The 25,500-nt window shown below is 63.2% G+C and carries 22 protein-coding genes; 5 read left to right on the top strand and 17 right to left on the bottom strand.

Features of this window, described 5'->3' with window-relative positions:
• Window positions 1–17 precede the first annotated feature (17 nt).
• Window positions 18–497 carry an ureidoglycolate lyase gene (locus DL1_RS05660; protein WP_038063716.1) on the top strand — a complete coding sequence of 160 codons (480 nt, stop codon included), beginning with the start codon at window positions 18–20 and terminating at the stop codon, window positions 495–497.
• Here DL1_RS05660 and DL1_RS05655 read toward each other — a convergent pair.
• Window positions 494–1,387 (bottom strand): LysR substrate-binding domain-containing protein, encoded by an 894-nt coding sequence (locus tag DL1_RS05655; RefSeq protein ID WP_038063715.1) that lies wholly within the window; start codon window positions 1,385–1,387, stop codon window positions 494–496. The two genes, DL1_RS05660 and DL1_RS05655, sit on opposite strands and share 4 nt — an antisense overlap.
• Window positions 1,388–1,520: 133 nt before the next feature.
• Here DL1_RS05655 and DL1_RS05650 point away from each other — a divergent pair, with 133 nt between their 5' ends.
• Together DL1_RS05650 and DL1_RS05645 are read left to right on the top strand one after the other, a co-directional pair.
• Entirely contained in the window at window positions 1,521–2,741 is a 1,221-nt protein-coding gene (locus tag DL1_RS05650) for an acyl-CoA dehydrogenase (protein ID WP_038063713.1), read from the top strand.
• Complete coding sequence (locus DL1_RS05645; protein ID WP_038063711.1) at window positions 2,738–3,871, top strand: CaiB/BaiF CoA transferase family protein; 1,134 nt, start codon at window positions 2,738–2,740, stop codon at window positions 3,869–3,871. Before DL1_RS05650 ends, DL1_RS05645 begins: the two co-directional genes overlap by 4 nt.
• Window positions 3,872–3,933: 62 nt before the next feature.
• On the opposite strand, the gene DL1_RS20785 is transcribed toward DL1_RS05645, so the two are convergent.
• The 14 genes from DL1_RS20785 to DL1_RS05575 all read right to left on the bottom strand — a co-directional run bounded on the left by DL1_RS20785 (window position 3,934) and on the right by DL1_RS05575 (window position 21,346).
• Complete coding sequence (locus DL1_RS20785; protein WP_051693350.1) at window positions 3,934–4,518, bottom strand: DUF1007 family protein; 585 nt, start codon at window positions 4,516–4,518, stop codon at window positions 3,934–3,936.
• Complete coding sequence (locus DL1_RS05635; RefSeq protein WP_162178735.1) at window positions 4,515–5,237, bottom strand: hypothetical protein; 723 nt, start codon at window positions 5,235–5,237, stop codon at window positions 4,515–4,517. The genes DL1_RS20785 and DL1_RS05635 overlap by 4 nt, the downstream gene beginning before the upstream one ends.
• 70 nt (window positions 5,238–5,307) lie before the next feature.
• On the bottom strand, window positions 5,308–5,958 hold the full coding sequence (locus DL1_RS05630) for a HupE/UreJ family protein (protein ID WP_051693349.1): 651 nt from the start codon (window positions 5,956–5,958) through the stop codon (window positions 5,308–5,310).
• 137 nt (window positions 5,959–6,095) lie between these two features.
• On the bottom strand, window positions 6,096–6,905 hold the full coding sequence (gene pstB / locus DL1_RS05625; protein ID WP_051693348.1) for a phosphate ABC transporter ATP-binding protein PstB: 810 nt from the start codon (window positions 6,903–6,905) through the stop codon (window positions 6,096–6,098).
• Window positions 6,905–7,747 (bottom strand): phosphate ABC transporter permease PstA, encoded by an 843-nt coding sequence (gene pstA, locus DL1_RS05620; protein ID WP_038063706.1) that lies wholly within the window; start codon window positions 7,745–7,747, stop codon window positions 6,905–6,907. Before pstA ends, pstB begins: the two co-directional genes overlap by 1 nt.
• Window positions 7,748–7,750: 3 nt before the next feature.
• Complete coding sequence (pstC, locus tag DL1_RS05615; protein WP_038063704.1) at window positions 7,751–8,713, bottom strand: phosphate ABC transporter permease subunit PstC; 963 nt, start codon at window positions 8,711–8,713, stop codon at window positions 7,751–7,753.
• 73 nt (window positions 8,714–8,786) lie between these two features.
• A complete protein-coding gene (gene pstS / locus DL1_RS05610; protein ID WP_051693347.1) occupies window positions 8,787–9,839 on the bottom strand; it encodes a phosphate ABC transporter substrate-binding protein PstS in 1,053 nt (350 codons plus the stop codon).
• A 310-nt stretch (window positions 9,840–10,149) separates the two neighbouring features.
• Window positions 10,150–12,057 carry a ferrous iron transporter B gene (gene feoB / locus DL1_RS05605; protein WP_051693346.1) on the bottom strand — a complete coding sequence of 636 codons (1,908 nt, stop codon included), beginning with the start codon at window positions 12,055–12,057 and terminating at the stop codon, window positions 10,150–10,152.
• A complete protein-coding gene (locus tag DL1_RS05600; protein ID WP_245739578.1) occupies window positions 12,054–12,341 on the bottom strand; it encodes a FeoA family protein in 288 nt (95 codons plus the stop codon). Before DL1_RS05600 ends, feoB begins: the two co-directional genes overlap by 4 nt.
• Before the next feature lie 129 nt (window positions 12,342–12,470).
• Window positions 12,471–13,907, bottom strand: a complete 1,437-nt coding sequence (locus DL1_RS05595) for a hypothetical protein (protein ID WP_038063702.1) — start codon at window positions 13,905–13,907, stop codon at window positions 12,471–12,473.
• 80 nt (window positions 13,908–13,987) lie between these two features.
• Window positions 13,988–15,328 (bottom strand): HlyD family type I secretion periplasmic adaptor subunit, encoded by a 1,341-nt coding sequence (locus DL1_RS05590; RefSeq protein ID WP_038063700.1) that lies wholly within the window; start codon window positions 15,326–15,328, stop codon window positions 13,988–13,990.
• Complete coding sequence (locus DL1_RS05585; protein WP_425441844.1) at window positions 15,325–17,412, bottom strand: type I secretion system permease/ATPase; 2,088 nt, start codon at window positions 17,410–17,412, stop codon at window positions 15,325–15,327. The genes DL1_RS05590 and DL1_RS05585 overlap by 4 nt, the downstream gene beginning before the upstream one ends.
• A gap of 41 nt (window positions 17,413–17,453) precedes the next feature.
• Window positions 17,454–19,622: a hypothetical protein gene (locus tag DL1_RS05580; RefSeq protein ID WP_038063697.1), complete on the bottom strand. Its 2,169-nt coding sequence runs from the start codon at window positions 19,620–19,622 to the stop codon at window positions 17,454–17,456.
• 182 nt (window positions 19,623–19,804) lie between these two features.
• A complete protein-coding gene (locus tag DL1_RS05575) occupies window positions 19,805–21,346 on the bottom strand; it encodes a hypothetical protein (RefSeq protein ID WP_038063695.1) in 1,542 nt (513 codons plus the stop codon).
• Between the two features lie 787 nt (window positions 21,347–22,133).
• Between DL1_RS05575 and DL1_RS20780 the strand changes: the two genes are divergently transcribed.
• Window positions 22,134–22,757 carry a helix-turn-helix transcriptional regulator gene (locus DL1_RS20780; protein WP_051693345.1) on the top strand — a complete coding sequence of 208 codons (624 nt, stop codon included), beginning with the start codon at window positions 22,134–22,136 and terminating at the stop codon, window positions 22,755–22,757.
• On the top strand, window positions 22,744–23,268 hold the full coding sequence (locus DL1_RS05565) for a hypothetical protein (protein ID WP_038063693.1): 525 nt from the start codon (window positions 22,744–22,746) through the stop codon (window positions 23,266–23,268). The genes DL1_RS20780 and DL1_RS05565 overlap by 14 nt, the downstream gene beginning before the upstream one ends.
• A 95-nt stretch (window positions 23,269–23,363) precedes the next feature.
• Here DL1_RS05565 and DL1_RS05560 read toward each other — a convergent pair whose 3' ends face one another.
• Both DL1_RS05560 and DL1_RS05555 read right to left on the bottom strand, forming a co-directional pair.
• Window positions 23,364–25,004 (bottom strand): BCCT family transporter, encoded by a 1,641-nt coding sequence (locus tag DL1_RS05560; protein WP_038063691.1) that lies wholly within the window; start codon window positions 25,002–25,004, stop codon window positions 23,364–23,366.
• 56 nt (window positions 25,005–25,060) lie between these two features.
• Window positions 25,061–25,477 carry a universal stress protein gene (locus DL1_RS05555; protein ID WP_038063689.1) on the bottom strand — a complete coding sequence of 139 codons (417 nt, stop codon included), beginning with the start codon at window positions 25,475–25,477 and terminating at the stop codon, window positions 25,061–25,063.
• Window positions 25,478–25,500 lie beyond the last annotated feature (23 nt).

The following is a 25,500-nucleotide window of genomic DNA, read 5'->3' as shown; positions in this document are numbered from 1 at the left end:
GATCAGAAAGCGACCCGATGCAGATCACAGCCCAGCCCCTCACCGCCGATGCGTTTGCTCCGTTTGGCGATGTGCTCGATGCGCGGGGGCCCGCAGACAGGCTCATCAATGCGGGGCTGTGCGAGCGCTTTCACGACCGCGCGCTGCTTGATTTCGGCGCCGGTCGGGCAGGGATCTCGATCTTCAAGGCTGTGCCGCGCAGTCTGCCCTATATTTGCACCCTTCTGGAACGCCACCCCGAGGGCAGTCAGGCTTTCGTGCCGATGAGCGCGGATCCCTTCCTCGTCATCGCAGCCCCCGATGCCGGCGGGCGCCCCGGTGCGCCGCTCGCTTTCCTGAGTGATGGGGCGCAGGGGATCAACTTCCATCGCGGCACGTGGCACGGCGTGCTGACCCCGCTTGCAGCCCCCGGTCTGTTTGCGGTGATCGACCGGATCGGCCCGGGCGCCAATCTCGAGGAATTCCCCCTCGACCCGCCGCTCACCGTGATCGGTTAATCGGCGCGCAGCTCGGCCAGCAACCAGCTCTGGAAGGTCGCGACCGAAGGCGTGTCCTCAGTGCGCTCGGGGATGATCAGCGAATAGGTCCCGCCGGTCTCGAATGTGCGCGCGCAGGCCCGCACCAACCGCCCCTCTGTCAGCGATGCGCGGGCGATGATTTCGGGGACCAGCCCGATCCCCATCCCGGCAATCGCGGCATCGAGGATCATGTCGAAATGATCGAACCGCGCGCCGCGCAAGATGTCGCGCGCATCCAGCCCGGTATCGCGAAACCAATCCAGCCAGAGCGTCGGACGCGTCGATTGCTGCAATAGCGGATGACCCAGCAGCGCCTCCGGGGCCAGCGGTTCGTTCCCCGCCAACCGCTCGGGCGCGCAAACCGCGACGAGGCTTTCACGCAAAAGCGGCACCAGTCTCGTGCCCGCCCGTTCATGCTGTGTGCGCATGATTGCCAGATCGAACGGGTCGCGCTCAAATTCGACCGGGTGCAGCCGCGCTGTGATATCAAGGCTGATCTGCGGGGCGATCTGGGCAAAGCGGGCCAGCCGCGCGATCAGCCAGCTTCGGGTGAAGGAGGGGAGCGCCGCGATGCGCAGCACCGCCTCCGTGCCGCCAAAGGCCATCGCGCCCACGGCAGCTGCATCCAGCGTGGCCAGAGCCTGCTCCGCGCGCTCCAGAAACCCTTGCCCTGCAGGCGAAAGCACCAGACGCTTGCGCACCCGGTGAAACAGCGCAACCCCCAGCCGCGCCTCCAATGTGCCAAGCGCCCGCGAGATCGCGCTTTGCGTCAGGTTCAGCTCAAACGCCGCGCGCGTCGTGGTGCCGTGGCGGGCGCAGGCGGTAAAGGCCTGCAACTCGGCAATCGTGGGCAGATAGGTGTGGCGCATGCGCGTCCCCCTCGCGGTCTCGAAAGATCAACTATGCGCAAAACTCATCATCTTCACAATTTATATTGTTTGCAGCGGGCGCGGTGCCGGCTCTAGTCTCGCGGGCAACAGATCTGCCAAAATGAGGACCGCCATGACCGACCGACCCGCGATCAAAGCCAAGGATGCACCGGATCTTGGAGGATTTTCCTGGGACGACCCGCTGCGCCTTGATGATCAGCTGACCGAGGATGAGCGGATGCTGCGCGAGGCGGCCCGCGCCTATGCGCAAGACAAGCTGCAACCCCGCGTGATCGACGCGTTCGCCCGTGAAGAGACCGACCCGGAAATCTTTGCCGAGATGGGCGCGATGGGGCTTCTGGGCGCCACGATCCCCGAGGAATATGGGGGCTTGGGCGCGGGCTATGTCAGCTACGGTCTGATCGCGCGCGAAGTGGAGCGCGTGGATAGCGGCTATCGCTCGATGATGTCGGTGCAATCGAGCCTCGTGATGTATCCGATCCACGCCTATGGCTCTGAGACGCAGCGGCAGAAATACCTGCCCAAGCTCGCAAGTGGCGAATGGATCGGATGTTTCGGTCTCACCGAACCCGATGCGGGCTCTGATCCCGGCGGCATGAAAACCCGCGCCGAGAAGATCGAGGGCGGCTACCGGATCACCGGGGCCAAGATGTGGATCACAAATTCGCCGATCGCCGATGTGTTCGTGATCTGGGCGAAATCCGACGCCCATGACGGCAAGATCCGCGGCTTCGTGCTGGAAAAGGGCATGAAGGGCCTCTCTGCGCCCAAGATCGAGAACAAGCTGAGCCTGCGCGCCTCCGTCACCGGCGAGATCGTGATGCAAGGCGTCGAGGTCGGTGAGGACGCGCTTTTGCCCCATGTGCAGGGGCTCAAAGGCCCGTTCGGCTGCCTCAACCGCGCCCGCTACGGGATCGCTTGGGGCGTGATGGGGGCGGCCGAGTTCTGCTGGCATGCCGCGCGGCAATATGGCCTTGATCGCAAGCAGTTCAACAAGCCGCTCGCAGGCACGCAGCTGTTCCAAAAGAAGCTCGCCGATATGCAGACCGAGATCACGCTGGGTCTGCAGGCCTGTTTGCAGGTGGGCCGCCTGTTGGATGCCGCCAATGCCGCGCCCGAGATGATCTCGCTGATCAAGCGCAACAATTGCGGCAAGGCGCTCGATATCGCGCGGATGTCACGTGACATGCATGGCGGCAACGGGATCTCGGGCGAGTTTCAGGTGATCCGCCACATGGTCAACCTTGAGACGGTCAACACCTACGAGGGCACCCATGACGTCCATGCGTTGATCTTGGGCCGTGCGCAGACGGGCCTTCAGGCCTTCGCATGAGCGCGCCGCTCGAAGGGATCAAGGTCGTCGAGTTGGCCCGTATCTTGGCCGGCCCCTGGGCCGGTCAGGTGCTGGCCGATCTGGGCGCCGAGGTGATTAAGGTCGAGGCCCCGCTGGGCGATGATACCCGCCGCTGGGGCCCACCCTTCATCGCCCGCGAGGGCGACGGCCCTGAGAACCGTTCGGCTGCCTATTTCCACGCCACCAATCGCGGCAAACGCTCGGTCTCGGCGGATTTCACCACGCCCGAGGGCCAGAAGATCGTACGCGATCTGGTGGCAGACGCCGATGTGGTGATCGAGAATTTCAAACTCGGCGGATTGGCGAAATACGGTCTCGACTATGCCAGCCTAAGCGCGCTCAACCCGCGCCTCGTCTATTGCTCGATCACCGGCTTTGGACAGGACGGCCCCTATGCCAGCCGCGCGGGCTATGACTTTCTGATTCAGGGCATGGCGGGGTGGATGGATCTGACGGGCGACCCGTTGGGCCAGCCGCAAAAGATGGGCGTGGCCTTTGCCGATATCTTCACCGGGCTCTATTCGGTGATCGGTATTCAGGCGGCGCTGGCGGCGCGCGCACGGACCGGGCGCGGCCAGCTGGTCGATATGGCGCTTCTCGATTGCGCGGTGGGGGTGCTCGCCAATCAGGGGATGAATTTCCTCGCGACGGGCCGGGCGCCGACCCGGCTTGGCAATGCCCATCCCAATATCGCCCCCTACGAGGTGCTCAGCGCCGCCGATGGCGATCTGATCCTTGCGGTCGGCAATGACGGGCAGTTCGCGCGGCTCTGTGCGCTCCTTGGGCTCGATCTGGCCGATGACCCGGATTTCGCCACCAATGAGGCGCGGGTGGCACATCGCGACCGCCTCCGCCCGATGCTCTCGGCGGTGCTGGCGCGCTGGTCGCGCGACGCTCTTCTGGGCGCGCTCGAGGCCGCCACCGTGCCCGCGGGTCCAATCAACTCGGTCGATCAGGTCTTTGCCGATCCGCAGGTGCAGGCGCGCGGCATGGTCACCTCAGCAGGTGGCATCCCCGGCATCCGCACGCCGATCCGGCTGTCGGACACACCGCTGGCGGATCCGCGCCCGGCCCCGAAACTGAGCCCGCGCCCGCCTTCTTCATCTTGACCCAAATACCTCGGGGGTGAATTCGGCACAGCCGAAGAGGGGGCAGCGCCCCCTTTGCCCGCTCAGCCCGAGCAGGCCAAGGTCAGCGCGATCGGGATGTCGTCCGGCCCGCCATGGGCATCTGGCTTCATCACCGCGATATTGGGCACGCAGGTCTGGCCCTTGCGGGTGCCGCGCAGCACGACCGGATTATCCTCGACCGGCACTAGCCCGGTGAGGTTTTGCGGATCATACATTTCGATGCGCAGGGCGTTGGGGTCTTCGGGCACGGCCAGCGCCAGCGCGAAGGCCAAGGTCACGACGCCATCTTTTACTGTCGCCTGAAAGCCGTAAAGCTTGGGATCGGGAAGCTGCGTCTGGCCTTTCCAGATCCGCGTGTAGAAGAAGGAATCCGGCGTGTTTTCCCGCGTCGCCTCCAGCACTTTCTTCAGCTCGTCCGGCTCGAACTTGTCGTCGCTATTGGCGTCGAAATTCTGCAAGAGCCATTTTGAGACGGAAGGGTCAAAGGTCCAGCTCTCGCCGATATGGGTGACCTTGCCGTTGTCCATGCCCACCAGCAGGCGGATCAGCACTGCATCTTCGGGATGGGCCGAGGCGATAAGCGGCCAGCCGATCAACAGCCCGGCCAGAGCGAGCGCGCGCATCATGGCTGGAACTCCGGCTTGCTCTCCCCCGGCACGCTCGGCGCAGGCGGGGCGCCAAAGGAGGGGAAAGCATCCGCGCCCGGCACTTCCGACTGGGTGGCGGGCGCATTCTCCGAGATCGCGCTTTTCGTGGGTTCCGATTTCGGCTTGAGCCGATTGCCCATCACCGACACCCCGCCATAGAGCAGGCCGATGGCCAGAAGCCAGCTGCCGATGATCCGCCCGGCGATCTCAAACCACGGCGCATTCCACGCGCGCAGGCTCAGCGTGACCGCGACGATCAGCCAAACACCCAGCGCACAGCCGCTGAGGAAAACCCATGGTGCGCCGCCATAGCTTGGATCGGAGAGCTTCGTGGCCAGCGCATACATCACGCCAAGGATCAGCCCTGCGGGCGCGATCAGCACCGGGCGCAGCATGCGGCCCGGTGCCAGAACCAGACCTGCGGCGATTGCCGAGACCGGCATCGTCAGGAAGTGATGGGTGATCGCTCCGGGGATCTGTTGCAGCGCGGCCATCAGCTCGATCCGGTACACATAGCCAACCGCCAGCCCCGCGAGCCACAGCACGAAGGCGAGCCGCGCGGCAGAGCGCGGCACCAGCGACAGCGCAATGGCAAAGCCAAAGAGCGGGAACAACCGGCGCAGGGTCAGCCCTTCGCGGATCACCCAAGCGCCTGCCTCGCCCCGCGTCTCGACCGGGATCAGGGCCAGCGCGATCAAAATCGCAAGCCCCGCCAAAACCCAAAGGTGGCGAGGCCATGTCCGTGTTCGTGCGTCTGATGTGCTCAGATCAAGTTCCAAAGATGTGTAGCCCAGAGTTCAGGAACTCGAGTTGAGAATGCATGTATCCCAGCGCAAGCGCAAGAAACCCAAAGCCCACAATAGCCGCCAGCAGGCCAAGAATCTGTGAGAACCGCCCGTTCCAGATCGGGTTGAGCACCAGCCCGACGCCCACGCCAATCACGTGGATAAAGCCGGTCGCAAGCACGAAGCCAATGGCGTAATCTGCGGGATCCGCGGCCATTGGCAGCTCTGCGCCATGGGCATAGCCGTGGTAGAAGCCGAACACCGCGATGATCGCGAGCGATACCCATTCCTGAGGCTTCCATTTCGCCGCAATGGCAAGGCCCAGCACGATGATCGAAAGCGCGATGCCGATCTCGACACCGGGGAAGGGGATGCCCAGAATGCCAACGATGCCGCCGATCACCATGATCATCGGGAATGTGACAGGCAGAGACCACACGCGCCGCCCGCCCATTTGCGCGCCCCAAAGACCGACCGAGAACATCGCGAGGAAATGGTCATAACCCGATAGCGGGTGCTCGAACCCGGCGGCGAACCCGCCCGAGCCGGTCGACGTGATATGCGCGCTTGCGATCTGCGGCAGCAAAAGTGCGATCAGTCCGATCAGGGCGGCGAGGCGGGATCGTTGGGGCATTGCGGACCTCTTATGTGGCTTTTGACGTATCGCGGCATCATCCCGACACAGTCGCGAAACTCAAGTGCCCAATTGCACGCCCATCTCAACTTCGGTTGAGGTTACGCCCCGGAGGCGCTTTGCGCAACGCGCAGGTCTTAGCCGAACCGCCCCGTGATGTAGTCCGAAGTCTGCTCATTGCGCGGGCGGGTGAAGATCTGCGCGGTCTCGCCCTCTTCGATCAGCTCGCCCAGATACATGAAGGCCGTGCGGTCGCTGACCCGGCTTGCCTGTTGCATATTGTGAGTGACGATCGCGATGGTGAACTGCTCTTTGAGCTGGTGGATCGTCTCTTCGATCTTGCCCGTCGAGATCGGATCGAGCGCCGAGGCAGGCTCGTCGAGCAAGATCACCTCCGGCTCCACCGCGATGGTGCGCGCGATGCACAGACGTTGCTGCTGGCCGCCCGAGAGCGACTGCCCGGAGGCTGTGAGCTTGTCCTTCACCTCATCCCAAAGGGCCGCTCCGCGCAGCGCGGCCTCGACCCGGCCATCCATTTCGGATTTCGCAACGCCCATCAGGCGCAGCCCGAAGGCGATGTTTTCATGGATCGTCATCGGGAAGGGGGTGGGCTTCTGAAACACCATGCCGACCTTGGTGCGCAGCCGGTTCAGATCGGTGCCTTTCTCAAGGATGTTCTGCCCGTCCAACAGCACCTCGCCAGTCGCGCGCTGGTTGGGGTAGAGGTCATACATCCGGTTGAGGATGCGCAGCAGGGTGGATTTGCCGCAGCCCGAGGGGCCGATAAAGGCGGTGACCTGATTTTCCGGCAGGTCCAGATCGATCCCCTTCAGGGCGCGGGTCTGTCCGTAGAAGAACTCGAGGTTGCGGATCGAGATGCGCGCCTTGGGGCTGGGATCGATGCCCTGAAACGAGATCGGGGAGCGTTCGCGAATTTCGGTATCCATCAGGATTTTTCCTTCCTGGAAGTGACGAGGCGGGCGATGATCGACAAGGCCAGCACCGCGATGGTGATCAACAGCGCGCCCGCCCATGCTAGGTCTTGCCAGTTTTGATAGGGGCTGAGGGCGAATTGGAAGATGGTAATGGGCAGCGACGACATCGGCTGCGTCATATTCAGCGAGAAGAAGTTATTTGAGAGGGCCGTGAAGAGGAGCGGTGCGGTCTCGCCCGAGATCCGCGCGACCGCCAGCAGCACGCCCGTCATGATGCCCGACATGGCGGCCTTATAGGCGATCTGGCGGATCACGATCCAGCGCGGCCAGCCCATAGCCAGCCCCGCCTCGCGCAACTGATCGGGCACCAGCAGCAGCATGTCCTCGGTCGTGCGCACGACAATCGGGATCACGAGGATCGCCAGCGCAACCGATCCGGCCAGCCCGGAGAAATGCCCAAAGCTGACGACCAGAAGTTGATAGACAAACAGGCCCACGATGATCGAGGGCGCCGAGAGCAGGATGTCGTTGACGAAGCGGATCACCTTGCTGAGTTTGGCGAACCGCCCGTATTCGGCCATGTAGGTGCCTGCCAGAATGCCGATGGGGGTGCCGATGGCCACCGCGATGGCGCTCATCATCAGCGAGCCCACGATGGCGTTGCGCAGGCCTCCTGCGGCATTGGGCGAGGGGGTGTCTTGGGTAAAGACCGCCAGGTTGAGCGCGCCCGCGCCGCGCACCAGAAGATGCATCAAGATCAGCGCCAGCACGACAAGGCCCAGCACGGCGGCCCCGGTCGAAAGCGTCATCATCACGGCGTTCACCGCCTTGCGGCGGGTCATACTTGCGGACATGGGTTACACTCCTGCCTTGGCTTTCATGCGGCGCAGCATCCATTGCGCACAGGCCAGCACGATAAAGGTGAGGATGAACAGAACGAGCCCCAGCGCGATCAGCGAGGAGACATACATGGGCGTCGTTGCCTCGTTGAACTCATTGGCGATTGCGGCGGAAATCGTGGTGCCGGGGGCAAGGATCGAGCCCGAGATCCGATGCGCATTGCCGATCACGAAAGTCACGGCCATCGTCTCGCCCAAGGCCCGCCCGAGGCTGAGCATGATGCCCCCCACCAGCGCCGTGCGCACATGCGGGATCACGATATGGCGGTTGACCTCCCAGCGCGTCATGCCCATCCCGTAGGCGGCTTCGCGCAGCATCGGCGGCACCGTCCCGAAGATATCGCGCGAGAGCGAGGCGATGAAGGGCAGGATCATCATCGCAAGGATCAGCCCGGCGGTGAACAGCCCGATCCCATAGGGCGGGCCTGCAAAGAGCGCGCCGATGACGGGGAGCTTGCCCAGCGTCGCGATCAGCGCGGGCTGGATCGTGCTTTGCATGAAGGGGGCAAAGACGAACAGGCCCCAGATGCCGTAGATGATGGAGGGGATGCCCGCGAGCAGCTCGATGGCGATGCCCAGCGGTCGGCGTAGCACGCGCGGGCACAGATCGGTGAGAAAGATCGCCACGCCAAGCCCCACCGGCACCGCGATGACCATCGCCACGATGGACGTCACGACCGTGCCATAGAGCGGAGCGATGGCCCCGAACTTGTTGGTCACCGGGTTCCACGATTTGGTCCACAAGAAGGCGGGGCCGAATTTCTGCAATGCGGGCCATGCGCCCATGACGAGCGAGATGAACACGCCCACAAGCACCAGCAGCACCAAGATCGCAGCGGCAAGTGTCAAAGCGCCGAAAACCCGGTCGGACTGAGCCACCGGGTTTTTCGATCGGGTGTCGATATCTGACGCTGCCGTCATCGCACGCTCCAAATCTAGTACTGGAAAAGGGGAGGGCGGATGGCTCCGCGCTCCCCATTGGCTGTCAGAGTGATCAGTTGCTCATCGACCAGACGGGTTTGCCGTCGGCCTGAATTTGCGACCATTCTTTCTTGATCTGCGCGACGACCTTGTCGGGCATCGGGATGTAGTCGAGCTTGGCGGCCATCTCGTCGCCGTTGGCATAGGCCCAGTCGAAGAACTTCAGCGCTTCTTTCGAGGCGGCGCCGTCTTTGGCATCCGAATGCATCAGGATGAAGGTCGCTGCCGTCATCGGCCAGGTCTTGTCGCCCGGCTGGTTGGCAAGGATCACGCCAAAGCCCGGCTGCGAGGACCAATCGGCATTCTCGGCGGCGGCGGCAAAGGCCGAGGCCTCGGGGGCGACTTTCTTGCCCGCCTTGTTGATCATGTCGGTATAGGTCAGGTGGTTTTGCAGCGCGTAGGCATATTCGACATAGCCAATCGAGTTGCCGGTCTGCTGCACGTTTGCGGCAACGCCCGCATTGCCTTTGGCGCCGATGCCTGCGGGCCATTCAACCGAGGTCGACACGCCGACATTGTCGTTCCACTCGGGCAGGACGTCTGCCAGATAGGTGGTGAAGTTGAACGTGGTGCCCGAGCCGTCCGAACGGTAGACAACAGCAATCGCCGCGTCGGGCAGTTTGAGGCCCGGGTTCAGCTTGGTGATCTCGGGGTCGTTCCACTTGGTGATCTTACCTTCGTAGATCTTGGCAAGGGTCGGGCCGTCGAGAACCATCTCGCCCGGTTTCACGCCATCGATATGCACGACGGGCACGATGCCGCCCATGACGGTGGGGAACTGCACGAGGGTGTTTTTCTTCAGCTCAGCGCCATCCAGCGGCTTGTCCGATGCGCCGAAGGTCACGGTGCGGGCTTCGATCTGCTTGATGCCGCCGCCCGAACCAATGGCCTGATAGTTGAGGCCGGTGCCGGTTTTCTCTTGATAGGCCTTCGCCCAGTCGGAATAGATCGGGTAGGGGAACGTCGCGCCAGCGCCCGACAGGTTGGCGGCATGGGCCGCAACGGAGGACGAAAGGGCCACGCCGGCGATAGCTGCGCCGCGCGCGAGAATGCGAAGGGTGATCATGGAGACGATCCTTGTGTTGATCCCAGGTGTTCGGTTCATGACCATGACACTCTTGCGCCATGGCTCGGCCCTTTGCCTAGGGGGGCTTTTTGACAGTTCTGTAACAGGATCTGCGCCCTGCGCGGGCTGCGTGATCGGGCGCGATGGGCTGAAATCACTGCAGTGCAGGGGCATGGGCGGCTTGGCGCACGTATCGGGTGACGCTCACGTCACGGGGCGCGCACGCCTCTGTGATGAAACGCGAGCAGATATCAGCGCAATTGCTGGGAAATATGGGCGGTCGCGCGCCGGGCAGGCGCCGAATCGTCGTTTATCCGGCGCCCAGAAGGGCTGCGATCTGGTAGGTGATCAGGGCCGCGACATAGGCGAGCACGAACATGTAGATCAGCGCGATCCACATCCATTTGCCCGATCCCGCCTCGCGCCGGATCACTGCAAGCGTTGAGATGCATTGCGGCGCGAAGATGTACCACGCAAGCAGCGCCAGCGCCGTGCCGAGGCTCCATTGCCCGGCCAGCGTATGGATCAGCCCGCCATCGCCCGAGACGGCGTAGACCGTCGCGAGACCCGCCACCGCCACCTCGCGCGCGGCCATCCCCGGCACAAGCGCGACCGCGATCTGCCAGTTGAAGCCCAGCGGATGCAGGATGGGGGCGATGAATTTGCCGATCATCGCGGCGAAGGAATAGTTGATCGCAGGGCCGGTCGCGCCCTCGGGCGGCTGCGGAAAGGTCGAGAGCACCCAGATCGCCACCATCGACCAGAAGATCACCGTGCCCGCTCGGCGTAGAAAGACCCGCGCGCGCTGGTAGAGCCCCAAGGCCACGTTGCGCGCCCGCGGCATCTTATAGTCCGGCAGATCGAGCATCAGCGGCGCGCTGCGCTCGGTGCGCGCAAAGAAGAACCGCGCGCAAAAGGCCACGACCAGCACGCTGAGAATGCCCACCGCGTAAAGCCCGAACATCACGAGCCCCTGCAGGCTCAGCCCGCCCAGCACTTTGGTCTTGGGGATAAAGGCGGCGATGATCAGCGTATAGACCGGGATGCGCGCCGAACAGGTCATCAAGGGGGCGACGAGGATCGTGGTCAGCCGGTCGCGCCGGTTGTCGATGACCCGCGCGGCCATGATGCCCGGAATGGCGCAGGCGAAACTTGAGAGCAGCGGGATGAAGGCGCGCCCGTTGAGCCCCGCTCGCCCCATGATCCGGTCCATCAGGAAGGCGGCGCGCGCCATATAGCCGAAATCTTCCAGCAGCAGGATGAAGAGGAAGGTGAACAGGATCTGCGGCAGAAAGACGATGACAGACCCGATCCCAGCAATCACGCCATTGGTCAAAAAGCTCTGGATCAGCCCGGACGGGATGACCTGCGCGACCAGCGTGCCAAGCCACGTAAAGCCCGCATCAATCGCATCCATGAAGGGCGTAGCCCAGGTGAACACGGCCTGAAACATCGTGAACAACAGCACCAGCAAGATCACTGGCCCCGCGATGGGATGCAGCACGACCCGGTCGATCCGGGCGGTCACCGTGTCGGGGATCGCGGGTTGGATGACATGGGCTTTGACCAGCCGGTCGGCCTCGCGCATCGCGACCCGCAGGTCATGCGAATTGGGCGCGACCCATGTGGCGGGCTGCGCCGCGGGCAGCGGCGCTTCGAGCATCGGCGCGACCACCTCCCAAAGCGCATCCAGCCCGCCGCGCCGCACTGCCGTTGCGGTGACCACGGGGATGCCAAGCGATTGCGACAGCGCCAGATGGTCGATCTGCAAGCCGCGATGGCGGGCGATGTCGATCATGTTGAGCACCAGCACGATGGGCAGACCCACCGATTTCAGCTCATTCACCAGCCGCAGCGCGCCGCGCAGGTTGGTGGCATCGGCGACGGCCAAGATCAGATCGGGGATGCGCTCATCGGGGCGACGGCCCAGCAGCACATCGCGGGTGACCTCTTCGTCCGGGGAGCGCGCGCGCAGGCTGTGCGTTCCGGGCAGGTCGATAACCGAGAACTGCCGTCCTTCGGGCGTTCTGGCGACACCGATCTTGCGCTCGACCGTGACGCCGGAATAGTTGCCGACCTTCTGCGTGGCCCCGGTCAACGCGTTGAACAGCGCGGTCTTGCCGCAATTGGGTGCGCCCACGAGGGCGGCTTCGATGGGCTGGGTCTCGGGGTCGGTACGCGTGGAGAGCGGCAGCGCGGAGGAGGCGGCTTGCGTCATTGCGCGAGGATCGCCATCGCCTCATGGCGGCGCAGGGCCACCGTTGTATCATTGACACGGATGGCAATCGGGTCGCGCCCGAACGGGCCTTCATGCAGGATCTGCACTGTCGCGCCCTCGATGAAGCCCAACTCCAGCAGGCGGCGCTCCAGTTCTTCAGGATCGAACCCGCCTTGGGTCGCCACCGGGGAGACCGACACCAGTGTGCCTCGGAAACCGCGTCGGCACAGGCCAAGCGGCTGGGCTGTGGCGGCGGCTTTCATCGTGTCGTGGCTTGCCATCATCTGCGTGTCTCCGAGCGGGGTTCGAGTCGATTTCCCGATACTTCCACTCAGGAACTAGCGCAGTCTTTGATCTCTGACAATTCCACTCTGAAATAATTCACGATAAGCTGAAAGCCGCGCTCCCCGCTCTCAATGCGTGGTGAAGGGGAATTTCAGGCCCGCCGTGACGGTCGTCGGGGCCATGCCGCCGCCCTTGAGCGCCTTGATCTTGCCCACCCCCATCGAAACATAGACCTGGTCGGTCAGCGCATAATCCACCTCGGCTGCGACCGAGCCAATCACGCCGCCTGCGACATCGACACCGCCGCCGCCTGCCGCGCCCACGCGGCCTTCCAGCGAGACCGCCCAGCGATCCGCGATTGGCTGGCGCCAGCCCAGACCGATCATCCCGATCGCATAGCCCGCCACTTCGCCACCCAGCGCGGTTTGCGCATTGCCGGTCGCATAGAGATTGTCGGTCAGGAACATATCGACAGAGCTTTCCTGCATCACCGGATGGCCGCTGCCCGGCGCGCCCGCTTTGCGGAAGTCCGAGTTGGGCTGCTGGCTCGAGATGCCCAGCGAGTAGATCCAGCGTTGCGGATGGTTGCTGACGGAGGGTTCATCGATGGCGCGGCGGAACACGCGGGTCAGGTTGACCCGGGCAATCGTCCCGTTCATGTCGCCCGACGGTGCGACCGTCTTGCCGACGCTTAGATCCAGATCGGCCCAAGGCAGCAGCGCGATGCTCATCCCGAGATCGGCGCTGACCAAGGTGCCGCCGCCGGTATCGACCAGCCCGCCGCCGCCAAAGCCGATCCCGCCCTGACCATAGACCGAGACGCGCTGACCGAGCGAGATCCGGTGGCGCAGGCTGCCCATGATCTGCATGTAGCCCTCGCCGCCCGAGGCCGCGCCATCGGTGCCCAGCACCAGCTCGTTATTTTGGCCCAGCAGGAAGCTCGACTCGACGCCTGCCAGTTTGAGACTGGACTGTTTGGCGCCGGTGCGGTCGCGGCTGTTGCCCATGTCCATATACGTCGCGCGCATCGACACCGAGCGCAGCGGCATCGCGAGCGCAGAGCCGGTCCGGGCGGTCTGATCGGGGCGCGCTCCGATATGCCATGTCAGCCCGGCATTGATCGCGCTGTTTTCGATATCGGCACCGTCGATGTCGATGTAGCTCGCCCCAAGTTCTGCATCGAGCCGGTCGCTCAGCGCATAGCCCAGACCCAGCCCGACACGGGTCATGAAGCCGTTGCCGACGACGACAGCCGCCCCGCCGCCGCCGCCCAGAAACAGCGAGCCGTGGACCGAGAGCCGATCTGTCAGCGCAAAGCGCTTCACCCCTTCGACGCCCCAGAAGAACGCGCCGCCGCCATCGCCCTTGGCGGCCGAGTAGATCGACTGGCCGAAGCTGATGCCATGGCCCATATCATGCCCGAAATAGACCCGGGACAAACCCTTGATCGAGGTGCGCGGGTCGTTCAGCCCGTCATATCCGGTGCTGATCTCGAAAGCATGTGCGGAGATCGGCAGCAGGGTGGAGACGAGGGCAGCGGGCAGTAGGCGGCGGGCAAGGTGCATTGGGGAAACCTGATATGGAACTTTCGGGGTCGGCCCATATGGCCCCGAGTGTCCAACCGGGTCAAACCCCGGATGCGCCTTTAATGTTCACGGAACGCCCGCTGCATCGAATCCGCCACAGGCTTGGCGATATATTGTGCGAAGGTGCGCGAGGCGGTCTCGATCATCACCAGAACCGGCATCCCCGGCATCGGCGCAAAACCCGGCACCCGACGCAGCTCGGATTGCGGCAAGCGAATGCGGGCCAGATAGACCTCGCGCGGGGTCGCAGCGGAGCGCTCCACGATCGCATCGGCTGAGATGTAATACACCTCGCCCTGCAGGATCGGGGTCGTGCGCTGGTTGAGCGCGGTCAGGCGTACCGAGGCGGTCTGGCCGATCTTGACCGCGTCGATATCGGTGCGCGCAATCATCGTCTCGATGATCAGCGGTGCCTCGGAGGGCAGGATCTCCGCGATCACTTTGCCTGCCTCGACCACGCCGCCCGCGCCTGAATAGTTGAGCGCCACGACCGTGCCCGATACCGGGCTTTCGATCACCACGCGCTTGAGGATCGAGCTGGCCTTGCGCTCTTGCTCGCGCACCGAATCCAGTTCGGCCTGCACGGTTTCCAGCTCATCGAGCGCGGCTTGCCGATGGGTTTCGATGGTCTGCGTGGTTTGCGCCTCGTATTTCGCGCGCATCTCTTCGCTTTCCGAGACCTCGGCCTGAAGCCGCCCGATCTGACCATCCGCATCGGCCATTGCCCGGCGGATCGCGTTGAACTCGGTGCGTCGGATCAGCCCGCTTTCAAACAGCTTCGATTTACTGGCGTGATCTTCGGCCAGCATCTCGCGCTGGCTTCGAATGGAGTCGAGCTGCGCCTTGTAGCCGCGCGCACGGCTCTCCATCGCGGCCATGTTGCGTGCCAGAAGATCCAGCTCGCTTTGCACCCGAGCCTGGGTGACGTTGAAGGACAATTGCTGGGAATCGAGCATCGCGGCCACTTCCGGATCAATCCGCGCCTCCCGCAGCCAGTCGGGAAATTCCAGCGCCCGCCAGCCGTCATATTCGGCCAGTATGCGCGCCTCGATGGCTTCAAGCCGGGCGCGGCGCAGGAACAGCGCGCGCTCATTGGCCAGCGCCGAGGTCTCGTCGAGACGCATCAGGGGTTGGCCCGCCTGAACGAAATCGCCCTCGGAGACGTGGATCTCCTTGATGATCCCGCCCTCAAGGTGCTGGATCATCTTGTTACGCCCGGTCGCCACGAAGGAGCCCGGCGCCATGATCGCCGCGGCCAGCGGGGCGGAAAACGCCCAGACCCCGAAGCCGCCGAATGCTGCGAGAAAGACCGCCATCCCGATGATGACCATGCCACGGATCGAGCGGGGCACATCTGCAAACCAGCTCGGGCTATCGGATATATCCTGACGATTGCTCATGCCGGGGCTCCTTGAAGGGCGGCACCGCGCGGTTGCTGGGGTACCTTTTGCGGCGGTTGACGCTGCTTGCGACGTTCCAGCTCGCCCAGCACCTGATCGCGCCAGCCGAACATGGCGATGTTGCCATCTGCCAGCAGCATGATCTTGTCGACCGCGCTGAGCAGAGAGGGTTTCTGAGTGACCACAACGACGGTGATGCCGCTGCGCTTGGCATGGCCGAGCGCGCGGACAAGTGCCGCATCGCCTTGGGTGTCGAGGTTCGAGTTGGGCTCATCGAGCACGACGAATTTCGGATCGCCAAAGAACGCGCGCGCCAGACCAATCCGCTGCTTTTGCCCGCCCGAGAGCGGCGCGCCATCCGAGGAGACCACGGTCTCATAGCCCTGCGGCAGCGTCGCGATCATCTCATGCACATCGGCCAGTTCGGCGGCGCGGTGGATCGCCTCGTCGCTCGCATTCTCGCGCATCCGCGCAATATTGGCCTTGATGGTGCCCGGGAACAGCTGAACATCCTGCGGCAGATAGCCAAGGATCTCGCCCAGTTGCCGCGGATCCCAGTTGCGCAGATCCATCAGATCGAGCCGCATCGCCCCCGACGTCGGCAGGACCGATCCCACCAGCATCTTGCCCAGCGTGGTCTTGCCCGCGCCCGAATTGCCGATGATCGCAAGCTGATCGCCCGGCGAGAGCGAGAAGGTCAGTGCGTTGAGCACGACATGTTTGGTGCCCTGCGGAACATAGAGCAGGCGCTCCACATCCAGCCGCCCTTGTGGCTTGGGCAGGCGCAGCTTGTCATTGCGGCTCTTGGCCGAGGCCAGCAGGTTCGCGACCCGGTCATAGGCGCCGCGCGCCATGAGAAAGCTGTTCCAGCCCTCGATCGCGCCTTCGATCGGTGCCAAGGCACGCCCCGCCACGATCGAGGCCGCGATCACCATGCCGCCGGTGATCTGCCCATCGAGCGAGAGCCACGCCCCCCAGCCCAGCATCCCGATCTGGGTGAACAGCCGGAACATGCGCGACAGCGAGGCGGTATAGACATTGCGGTCCTGCGCCTGAATCTGCGCCTTGAGCGAGGCGGCGGTGTCGCGCCCCCAGATCGAGACGGCCTCGGGGATCATCGCCATTGCGTTGATGATCTGGCTGTTGCGCGACATCGATTCCAGATGAAGGTTGGCTTTGCTCTGCGCAATATTGGCGCGCCGGAACCCATCCGAGGTGATCTTCTGGTTGATCCATGCGAACAGTGCCAGCAGGGTCGCGGTCGCGATCACGATCATCCCCAGATGCGGATGGATCAGGAAGACCGCGACGACGAAGAACGGCACGAAGGGCACGTCGAGAAAGGACAGAAGCGTGCCCGAGACGAGAAAGCTGCGCAGCGCGCCCAGATCACCCAGAACCTGATACTCGCGCCCGTTGGAATGCAGCGACGCCTGCGCTGCCGCCGACAGAACCGGCGCGCCCAGCCGGGCCGCCACATCCACCGCCGAGCGCATCAGCACCAGACGGCGCAGCGCGTCGCAGATCGTCTGCACCACGATGGCGCCCAGAATGACGATGGTTAGCATCACCAGCGTATCGATCGAGCGCGAGGTGAACACCCGGTCCGAGATCTGGAACAGGTAGATCGGTACCGCGAGGATCAGCACATTCGTGGCGCAGGTCATCAGCGCCACGAAGACCAGATTGGTGCGTAGCCGCCGCTTCACCTGACCCAGCGTGCGGGTGTAATCAAGCGGTGCGACGCGCTGGTGGAAAGTTTGATCGGAGGGTGGTGCGGGTGGGGAGCCGGAAGCCGCATTCGCGGGGACGTGCTCGACTTCCTCTGGGCTTTCCGCACCCCCCTCCTTCCTAGCCTGCGTCGTTTTAGGAAACGCAGGTTCGGTCTTTGCGGCAGGGTCAGCCCCGCCTGTCTCTGTTTGGTCTGCGCGCATTTCGGATTTGAGCACCAGCCGCTCTGATCCGCCGGGTATGGCCTCGCTGTGCTCTGCCCCGTTGCGCGCCTCTGGCATGTGGTCCTGCTTGCTCATCGCGCAATCGGCGCGTCCCGGTCCCCGACCGGCGTGTTCCCCGTTCTCGCTCACGTCTCTCTCCCCTTCGAATGTCTCTCAGCCGTGCCCGCGCCTCAGGCGAGGACGCTGTGCAAAGCGTCGAGCGTTCCCGAATTCCCCGCATCGGGTATGAAATGTGTCTCCTCGTCGAACGCGTCCGGCCCGAAGGGGCCGTCATCGGTCAAGAAGACCACGGCTTCGGAGGCCAGATCGCCTTTGAGTGCGCTGGTGGCCCCCGCCATCTTGAAACTGTCGCCCTCCATATCGAGCATCCCGGCCTGATAGAGCACGGCGTCGGAATAGCTGCCCGCACCCGCCATCACCGCGCTGTCAACGCCGTTCACGGTGAGCGCGGCCACGTTGACCAGCGTGTTGCCCCCGGTCGAGACCGTGGGCATCGCGTCGTCACCGGGCAGGGCCACAGAGACGACATCGCTGTCCGACAGGATGTTGATCTGGGTGAGCGTGTCGCGGATCATCAGATCGCCCTCGACATAGAGCACCCGCAGACTGTCGAGCCCGCTCATCAGCGGATCGCCCAGCAGCTTGGCCGCCGCTGCAAATTCCGCGCTGCTCGGGACATGCCCGCCGCCCAGTTTGCTGAGATCACCAAGGGCTTTGAGCGCGGATTGGAAGTGATCCGACATCTCGGTCGCGGTATCGGTCCCGACCCGCGAGATCTGCGCCTCATTCCAGGCCAGATTGTCATGAGTCGAGTGCGCGCCACCCCCGCCGCCCAAGAACAGATCGTCATCGAGCAGGACATTGATCTGCTCGATCATCGTAAGCTGCATGAGATTGCCGCCCGCGAGAATGACATCGAAACGCCCGCCCAACTGCAGCAGCGTCTCAAGATTGACCGCCGTGTTGCCGCCGGTCGAGATCTCGGTCTGATGCCAGCCAAAGCTGTAGCTGACGATATCGGAATCATGGACCTGATTGACCTGCACCGTGGTGTTGTCGATCATCAGGTCGCCTGTGATCCGCACCAGCCCGATCATCGTGTCGCCCTCCGCCAGACGCGGGGCGAGGAAATCGACCGGATTAGAGCTGGTGGTCTGGGTCGCAATATTGTGGCCCGCCGAGGCCGGATCGTCCAGCCCGGCATGCAGCGTTTTGCCGCCCGCGCCGATGTCGTGATCGCGGATCACATTGGTCTGCGAGATCACGCTGAGCGAATGCGCGCTGCCCGCCGCCGCGATCACCGGCGCATCGAGCCAGTTATGCGAGACCTGCGCCTGATTGAGCAGCAGGTTGTCGCCGGTCTCGAGGCTCTGGGTGATTTCGGGGACATTGGTGTGGGGCGTTGCGGGCGTCTCGACCCGGCCCGCCGCGCTGCTCTCGGCCACGCTCTCGCCCTCGACGCGGACCTGCCCGGGCAGAAGCTCGGGCTCTTCGTCTTGGGGCGGATTGCGGGCCTCCAGCCGATCGGCCAGCGTCGTGGGCACCGCATCGGTGAACACGCCATCCATCACGACTGCGCCTGAGAACGCATCCGGGGCAGGGGCCTCGGTGGGCGTGGCCTCGGCGCTCTTGCTTCCCTCGGGCTGTGGATCTGGTCCAGAACTGGTTTTGCGATAGAGTACCACATCGGCCCCGTCTGCGCCGGAGGCGCCGTCGAGCGCCTCGATGGCGTCGCTCACAACCTGCACCTGATCTGCGATGCTCAGGTTGGAAATGCCGCCGCCGCCAAGGCTCAGCCTATCGGCCAGATCGCTCAACGCGTCGAGCTTTCCGGTGATTGCAGCCTGCGAGAAGCCGCCCTCAAAGGCCTCGGGCAGCTCGAAGGGCACCATGTCGATGACATCGCCATCGTGCAGCACATTGGATTGGAACGTATATGTGGCAAATGAGGAGGGGGCGTCGAGCACCACCTGATATTGCGTCGGACCGCTGGCCACCCCGGCGCTCGCGCCGAGAAACGGTGCGAGATACAGCGGCTGGAGCGGGGTTGTGACGGGCAAAGCCATGCCACGCGGTGTGGAGAGGGCGATCTCGTGGATCAGCTGCGGCGCTTCTCGTGGCGGCAAGCCCTCAAGCTTGAGCGAGAGTTCCGGGGAAAACCCACCCAACGCGTAATCGGAAGACATATGGACGGTGACATTGAGCAGGGGCCCTTGCTGGGTCTCACCCAGCTGCATCGCGCGGAACGTGTCATATTGCTGGCGCGCCGAGAGTTGCTCAGTCGTCTGCTGAAAGGCACCGATGAAATGGGCGATAATCTCTGAATGACGATCGAGCATGTTCTGGTCCCTCTTGCTGGTTTGGGGGGCTCAACATCGGGGCTTTCACACCCGACATGGCATCCCCTGCCGCAATTGTTCCCGCCCTTTCTTGGTCTTGGCTTCCAATGTCGCGGACAGGTGACGATCGGAGGTCGGGGTGCGAACGCGCCCGGAAGACCGGGCGCGCCGCGTTGTTTGGATCAGCTTGCGTCGTCGTCGCCGATATAGGTCGAGGTGAGCGAGCCACCGACCACGGTCGTGTCGACGGTGTTGCCAAGCACGTTGGCACCCATCACGATCGACTGGTTGAACGCGGTGGTATCGACCACGCCGCTGGCATCTGCATAGGACTGGCCGGTCACGATCCCGTCGTCACCATTGCCCGAACCCCAGCTTCCGAGGCCGCCGGCATCGCCGCCGCTGCCGCCCATGACCATGCCGCCGTCACCGGCAATGGCTTGGCCACCATAGGCTTCCGAGTAGCCGCCCGTTGCCGAGGCAACCGAACCGGACGCACCGTATCCGTCGCCACCGTCACCGCCGGCACCGCCCATGCCCATGCCAGAGCCCATACCGGCTCCCATGCCCATCGCACCAGCCACTGCGCCGCCATCATAGGCTTCTGCATGACCGCCCGAGCCGCCGTCGTCATCGTTGTTCCACGGCTTGCTGAAGTGATGGCCACCATGGCCGCCGTCGTCAGTGCCCGAGCCGTTGGCCCCTGCAACTGCGCCGCCGTCATTCGCGCCCGCACCGGCTGCGCCGACGCCCGAGCCGAGCCCGATGCCGAAGCCGCCGCCGCCGTCGCCGCCGTCATCGCCTTCACCTTCTGCGCCTGCCACCGAGAACGAGGTTGCGCCCGATGCCAGCGAGATGCCGCCGCCGGCCAGAGCCGCGCCGCCATCGGCCGAAGGATCGTCCGATCCGTCGCCGCCAGTGCCGCCGGTCGCCTCGATGCCCTCATCCGAGGTCGCCGAGTTGTCCTTGATCACCGCGTCAACCTTGAAGGTGCTGTCATTGGAGACAGTGGCCGAGTGCAGCTCGTCATTGTCCGTGAGCGTGTTGGACTGAGCGTTGACCATGCCGACATCGTTGCCCGCACCGTTGAGCGCATCCTTGAGGATGTTCGACAGGTTCATGTCGTCGCCCGGGTTGTAGCTGATATCGCCTTTGCCCATCAGCACGTCACCGATCGAGGCGCCGCTGGCCAGATCGAAATCGGCGAAATCGTCATCGGAGGGCTCATAGCCTTCCATGTTGAAATCGACCGACACATCGACCGTGGTCTTGGTCATCGTGGTCGTGGTGGTGTCGGTGCTGTTGGAGTTGGAGTTGGCGTTCAAGTTGCCGTTGGAGTTGGCGTTCCCGTTGAGGTTGCCATTGGCGTTGCCGTTGCTGTTGCCATTATGGTTGCCGTTCGCGTTCCCATTCCCGTTATGGTTCCCGTTGGCATTGCCATTATGGTTGTTGCTGTTGGAGCTCGAAGACGCATCGGAGCCCGAACCGCTGCCAGCAAGCGCACCAGCCCCGGCCAATGCACCAGCACCAGCCCCTGCGCCGGCATCAGAGCCGGAGTTGGAATCCGAGGTGTTGGACGAATACTGGCCCTGCATCTGACCTTGGCCCTGACCCTGCATTTCAGCTTGGTGCTGGCCCTGATGCTCGTGCTGGTCTTGCGACTGGTCCTGATCCTGGTTTGAGCTCGGATCACCCCAGTTATTGAAGGAGTTTCTCTTCGTCATGGCATTGTTCCCTGTCAGTCGGGGTTCGGCAGCCGTCACGCATTTTTCAAACGGGTCGACCGAACCGGATTTTTGAGGGTTTTGGCAGTCGAGACCTTCCATTCTGCCCGGTGGCAAGCCGCCCCCAGTTCGCAAACCTGAGATGGTTCGCGAGGCTCCGCGCCTCGATGGCCCGGGTCAGTATGTGAAAGGATCACAGCCCCCAGCTGCGACTTCACCATCCTGTGACAGCGAGCGGTTTCGACCTAGCTAGCAATTCGGTATAGCGCCGATGGGTGCCCCTATAACGGGTTGATTCGCATCATTTTTCGCGATTTTTGGCCTCAGGGGTATGCGGAATACCGCAGCTTTTTAGCAAGGTGCTACATATTGCTGCATCGCGGCATGAAACTTGGTAGAACCACAAGATATTGGTGTTTCCCTTGGGTAAAGGGCAACGAATTGTTAATACTTCCCGATTCTGGCTCTGATTCCTTCGCATTTTGCACAGAATTTGACTGTGTAGTCCGTATTTGGGGGGGCCGGTTACGCCTATGTAAACCAAAAGGACGACGAACGCCTCACGCGATTGTGTTATGGTCGTTATATCGGGCTCGGGGAGGGTCCGGAGCCGAACGATGTCGGTAATTCTTGGTTGGAAAAGGGGGCCACCATGAATGGTTTACGTAAGAGTGAATTTATAGGCTCACCAATGGGTGTAAAATATCGTCGTGACGCCACTGCAATCTGTTTCTTGGGGTCAGGTCAGCAGTTTTCCGAAACCGTCTTACGCACAGTGGATGCCGAAATGGCGCCGACATCCAGTCTGCGCCTGTCGGATCTAGATGCGCTGCAACAGCAGTTGGAACCAGAGGGGAGGCTGGAAGGGAAGGGCCAGCTCTGCACTTTGGTCAGTGATGAATCCAATGCAGAAGGGCTGATCGCATTGTCTCAAGACCCAGAGGGAGGGCTTGGCCGTGCGCGCCTTGCCATCGCCTATGAGGACGAGAGCTTTGGCAGGGCTCTGATGGAGCGATACGGCGCACATATCATTTCGCGTCAGATCAGCCTGCTGCCGATGAACCTCAACCTCACGACATGGCTTTTGATCGTGCGTATGGTTGTCTCGGGGGGGCATTACATCGCGCCTGCGCTCGCGCGCAGTCGTCCGATGCTCTCCGCGATCAACGGGTTCAGCACTATGCCCGGTGGGGATGCAATCGACAATCCGCAGCCACTCACGGCACTTACGCCGCGCGAAGCCGAGGTGCTGGGGATGCTCGCATCGGGTCAGCCGAACAAGATCATCGCGGGTCAGCTCAACCTGTCGGAACATACCGTCAAGCTGCATATCCACCGGATCATCGGTAAGCTTGGCGTATCGAACCGGACGGAGGCGGCCATCTGGTTCCACCGACATGGCGGACACTGAGCCACCGCGCGGGGCCGCACCACCGCCGGAGTTTGACGCGTTCCTGATGCAGATCGGGCGTATCAACTATGCCTGGACCAATACAGAGAGCCTTTTGATCCACTTGATCGCGGGACTTGCCGGGACCGACAAGGAAACCGCGGTGATCTTGCACCTGACGCTCAACACGACACGGGCGCGGCTCGATCTGGTGGAGCGTCTGTCCAAGCGTGAAGCCTGCCCGGTGCCGGATCAGGCACGGGCGCGGGTGATCAAGGTGACGGGCCGGATGAAGAAAGTCTCTGGCCTGCGCAATCACTTCAACCATTGCCTCTATGCGTTTGATGCGCATGGTGGGCCGGTGCGCACGATCCAGATGCGGATTGCGGATCGCAAGACAAGTCTGAGGATCGGCGAGGAGAGCGTGCTCGACAGCGCCACGTTGGCCGAGATGGACGCGGCGCTTCTTGAGATGCACGCGATCAATGCGGAAATTTGGGCTATCGTGGCGGAGTATGACCTGCCCGCCTGAGGCGCGCGCTCGGATCGGTTTAACAGGCGACAAAATGCAAAGCGGCGGATCCTTGGGGGATCCGCCGCTTCTCTTTTGTGGTGTCGGAGCCGCGCTTAGCGGGGCTCTGATCGCAAGCCCTTGATGATCGCCCAGCACATGACCAGCAAGACCAGCGTGAAGGGCAGGCCGGTGGAAATCACCATCGCCTGCAACGCGCTGAGCCCGCCGCCGACCAGCAGAACGATTGCCACCGCCCCTTCAAAGGTCGCCCAGAACACGCGCTGAGGCACAGGGGCGTCGACCTTGCCGCCTGCCGTGATCGTGTCGATCACAAGCGAGCCACTATCGGACGAGGTGACGAAGAAGACGATCACCAGCACGATGGCGATCACCGAGGTAATCGAGGACAGCGGCAGCCCTTCGAGCATCGCAAACAGCGACAGCGGCGGGTTGTAGTTGTCGATCACCTGCGCCTTGACCGCAGAAGTCGCTGGGTTCGAGAGCACCTGATCGATGGCGACGCCACCGAATACGGCCATCCAGAGCACGCAGACGAGCGAGGGGATCACCAGCACGCAGGTGATGAATTCGCGCACGGTGCGCCCACGCGAGACCCGCGCGATGAACATGCCGACGAAGGGCGACCAAGAGATCCACCACGCCCAGTAGAACGCGGTCCAGCCGTCGCGATAGGCGTCATCCGTACGTCCGATGGGGTTGGAGAGCGGGATGACATCCTTCACATAGGCCACGAGACCCTTGCCGAAATCGGTGGCAATCGCCAGCGTCGGACCCGCGATCAGCACGAAGAGCAGCAGCAGAGACGCGATCCCCATATTGATCTCGGAGAGCAGTTTCACGCCGCCATCCAACCCGCGCAGCACCGAGAACAGCGCCACACCGGTAATCACGGTGATCAAGATCACCTGCACGGTGATGGAGTTGGGAACACCAAAGACGTGGCTGAGACCAGCATTGGCCTGCTGCGCGCCGAAGCCCAGCGAGGTCGCAAGACCAAAGAGCGTGGCGAACACGGCGAGGATGTCGATGACATGGCCGGTCCAGCCCCAGATCCGCTCGCCAAAGAGCGGGTAAAAGGCCGAACGCATCGTCAGCGGCAGACCCTTGTTATAGGAGAACAGCGCCAGTGCCAGCGCCACCACCGCATAGATCGCCCAAGGGTGCAGGCCCCAGTGGTAGATCGTCGCGGCAAGGCCCATCTCTTTGGCCCGCGCCACATTTTCCGGGATCAGATTGCCATTCGCATCAAAAGGCGAGGGCGTGCCCAGCGGGCTGTCGACCGCCATGTGATAGACCGGCTCCAGCACCCCGAAGAACATCAGGCCGATGCCCATACCGGCTGCGAACAGCATCGCGAACCAGCCGATATAGGTGAAATCGGGCGTGGCCTCTTTGCCGCCCAGCCGGACCTTGCCCCAAGGGCTTACGATCAGGAACAGGCAGAAGAGCACGAAGATATTGGCCGCCGACATGAAGAACCAGTCGAAGGTCGATGTCAGCCACGGGCGCAGCCAGCCAAACAAAGCGCCCGCCTGTTCGGGCAGGGCCAGCGCGTAGAACACGAAAGCCATGACCGACAATGCGGACACCATGAAGACCGGGTTGTGAATGTCAAAGCCCAGAGGGCCGAGTTTGCCCTCCAGATTGTCCTGACCGATTTCGTAATCGGTATCGATGATCTGGGTCGCACCATCCGGTGTCGGTATCCCCTGTCCCTCTGCGGGTTCGGCCATATGCCGTCCTCCTTTATTCGTTGGTCTTGAGGTTTGTGTCGAATTTCTACGTTCGATCAGTCGCGGATCAGAAAAACAGAAATCTTAGAGTGGTTCGCGAGATGGCCACCATGCGAGGCCCAGATATAGTCGGAGACGTTGGGCACATGGGTGGCCATGATCACAAGATCCGCGCCGATCTCGGTTGCAGCCTCTGTCAGCTTGCGATCCAGATCGATTGAGGGATCATTGGCCAAGATCGCATGCGCGCGCCCCTCCACCCCGTGCATCGCGGACTCGGAGGCTGCGAATTGCGCGAGCTTTTCGCGATATTCTTCAGGCGTGTGAGCGATCTCGCTAGGCTCGGGGCCGGTCACGCCGACATAGGTCATGCGCGCCCCGTATTTGCGCGCCATATCCGCCGCGATCGTGGTCGTCTTGGCGAGCCGTGAGGTATGGCGCAGATCGACGGGTATCATGATTTCCTTAAACATTTTTCTAGGCCCCTCCATCGTCT

This window comes from Thioclava dalianensis, from assembly GCF_000715505.1.
Lineage (GTDB): Bacteria > Pseudomonadota > Alphaproteobacteria > Rhodobacterales > Rhodobacteraceae > Thioclava > Thioclava dalianensis.
This window is presented reverse-complemented; position numbering and strand designations above follow the sequence as displayed.

Coding starts and splice junctions, on each gene's coding strand:
- pstB (WP_051693348.1), bottom strand. CDS start 6,905: ATGGATACCGAAATTCGCGAACGCTCCCCGATCTCGTTTCAGGGCATC.
- DL1_RS05555 (WP_038063689.1), bottom strand. CDS start 25,477: ATGTTTAAGGAAATCATGATACCCGTCGATCTGCGCCATACCTCACGG.
- DL1_RS05600 (WP_245739578.1), bottom strand. CDS start 12,341: ATGATGGCAAGCCACGACACGATGAAAGCCGCCGCCACAGCCCAGCCG.
- DL1_RS05560 (WP_038063691.1), bottom strand. CDS start 25,004: ATGGCCGAACCCGCAGAGGGACAGGGGATACCGACACCGGATGGTGCG.
- pstS (WP_051693347.1), bottom strand. CDS start 9,839: ATGATCACCCTTCGCATTCTCGCGCGCGGCGCAGCTATCGCCGGCGTG.
- DL1_RS20780 (WP_051693345.1), top strand. CDS start 22,134: ATGGCGCCGACATCCAGTCTGCGCCTGTCGGATCTAGATGCGCTGCAA.
- feoB (WP_051693346.1), bottom strand. CDS start 12,057: ATGACGCAAGCCGCCTCCTCCGCGCTGCCGCTCTCCACGCGTACCGAC.
- DL1_RS05630 (WP_051693349.1), bottom strand. CDS start 5,958: ATGCCCCAACGATCCCGCCTCGCCGCCCTGATCGGACTGATCGCACTT.
- DL1_RS05660 (WP_038063716.1), top strand. CDS start 18: ATGCAGATCACAGCCCAGCCCCTCACCGCCGATGCGTTTGCTCCGTTT.
- DL1_RS20785 (WP_051693350.1), bottom strand. CDS start 4,518: ATGATGCGCGCGCTCGCTCTGGCCGGGCTGTTGATCGGCTGGCCGCTT.
- DL1_RS05655 (WP_038063715.1), bottom strand. CDS start 1,387: ATGCGCCACACCTATCTGCCCACGATTGCCGAGTTGCAGGCCTTTACC.
- DL1_RS05575 (WP_038063695.1), bottom strand. CDS start 21,346: ATGACGAAGAGAAACTCCTTCAATAACTGGGGTGATCCGAGCTCAAAC.
- DL1_RS05595 (WP_038063702.1), bottom strand. CDS start 13,907: ATGCACCTTGCCCGCCGCCTACTGCCCGCTGCCCTCGTCTCCACCCTG.
- DL1_RS05590 (WP_038063700.1), bottom strand. CDS start 15,328: ATGAGCAATCGTCAGGATATATCCGATAGCCCGAGCTGGTTTGCAGAT.
- pstA (WP_038063706.1), bottom strand. CDS start 7,747: ATGTCCGCAAGTATGACCCGCCGCAAGGCGGTGAACGCCGTGATGATG.
- DL1_RS05645 (WP_038063711.1), top strand. CDS start 2,738: ATGAGCGCGCCGCTCGAAGGGATCAAGGTCGTCGAGTTGGCCCGTATC.
- DL1_RS05565 (WP_038063693.1), top strand. CDS start 22,744: ATGGCGGACACTGAGCCACCGCGCGGGGCCGCACCACCGCCGGAGTTT.
- DL1_RS05580 (WP_038063697.1), bottom strand. CDS start 19,622: ATGCTCGATCGTCATTCAGAGATTATCGCCCATTTCATCGGTGCCTTT.
- DL1_RS05650 (WP_038063713.1), top strand. CDS start 1,521: ATGACCGACCGACCCGCGATCAAAGCCAAGGATGCACCGGATCTTGGA.
- pstC (WP_038063704.1), bottom strand. CDS start 8,713: ATGACGGCAGCGTCAGATATCGACACCCGATCGAAAAACCCGGTGGCT.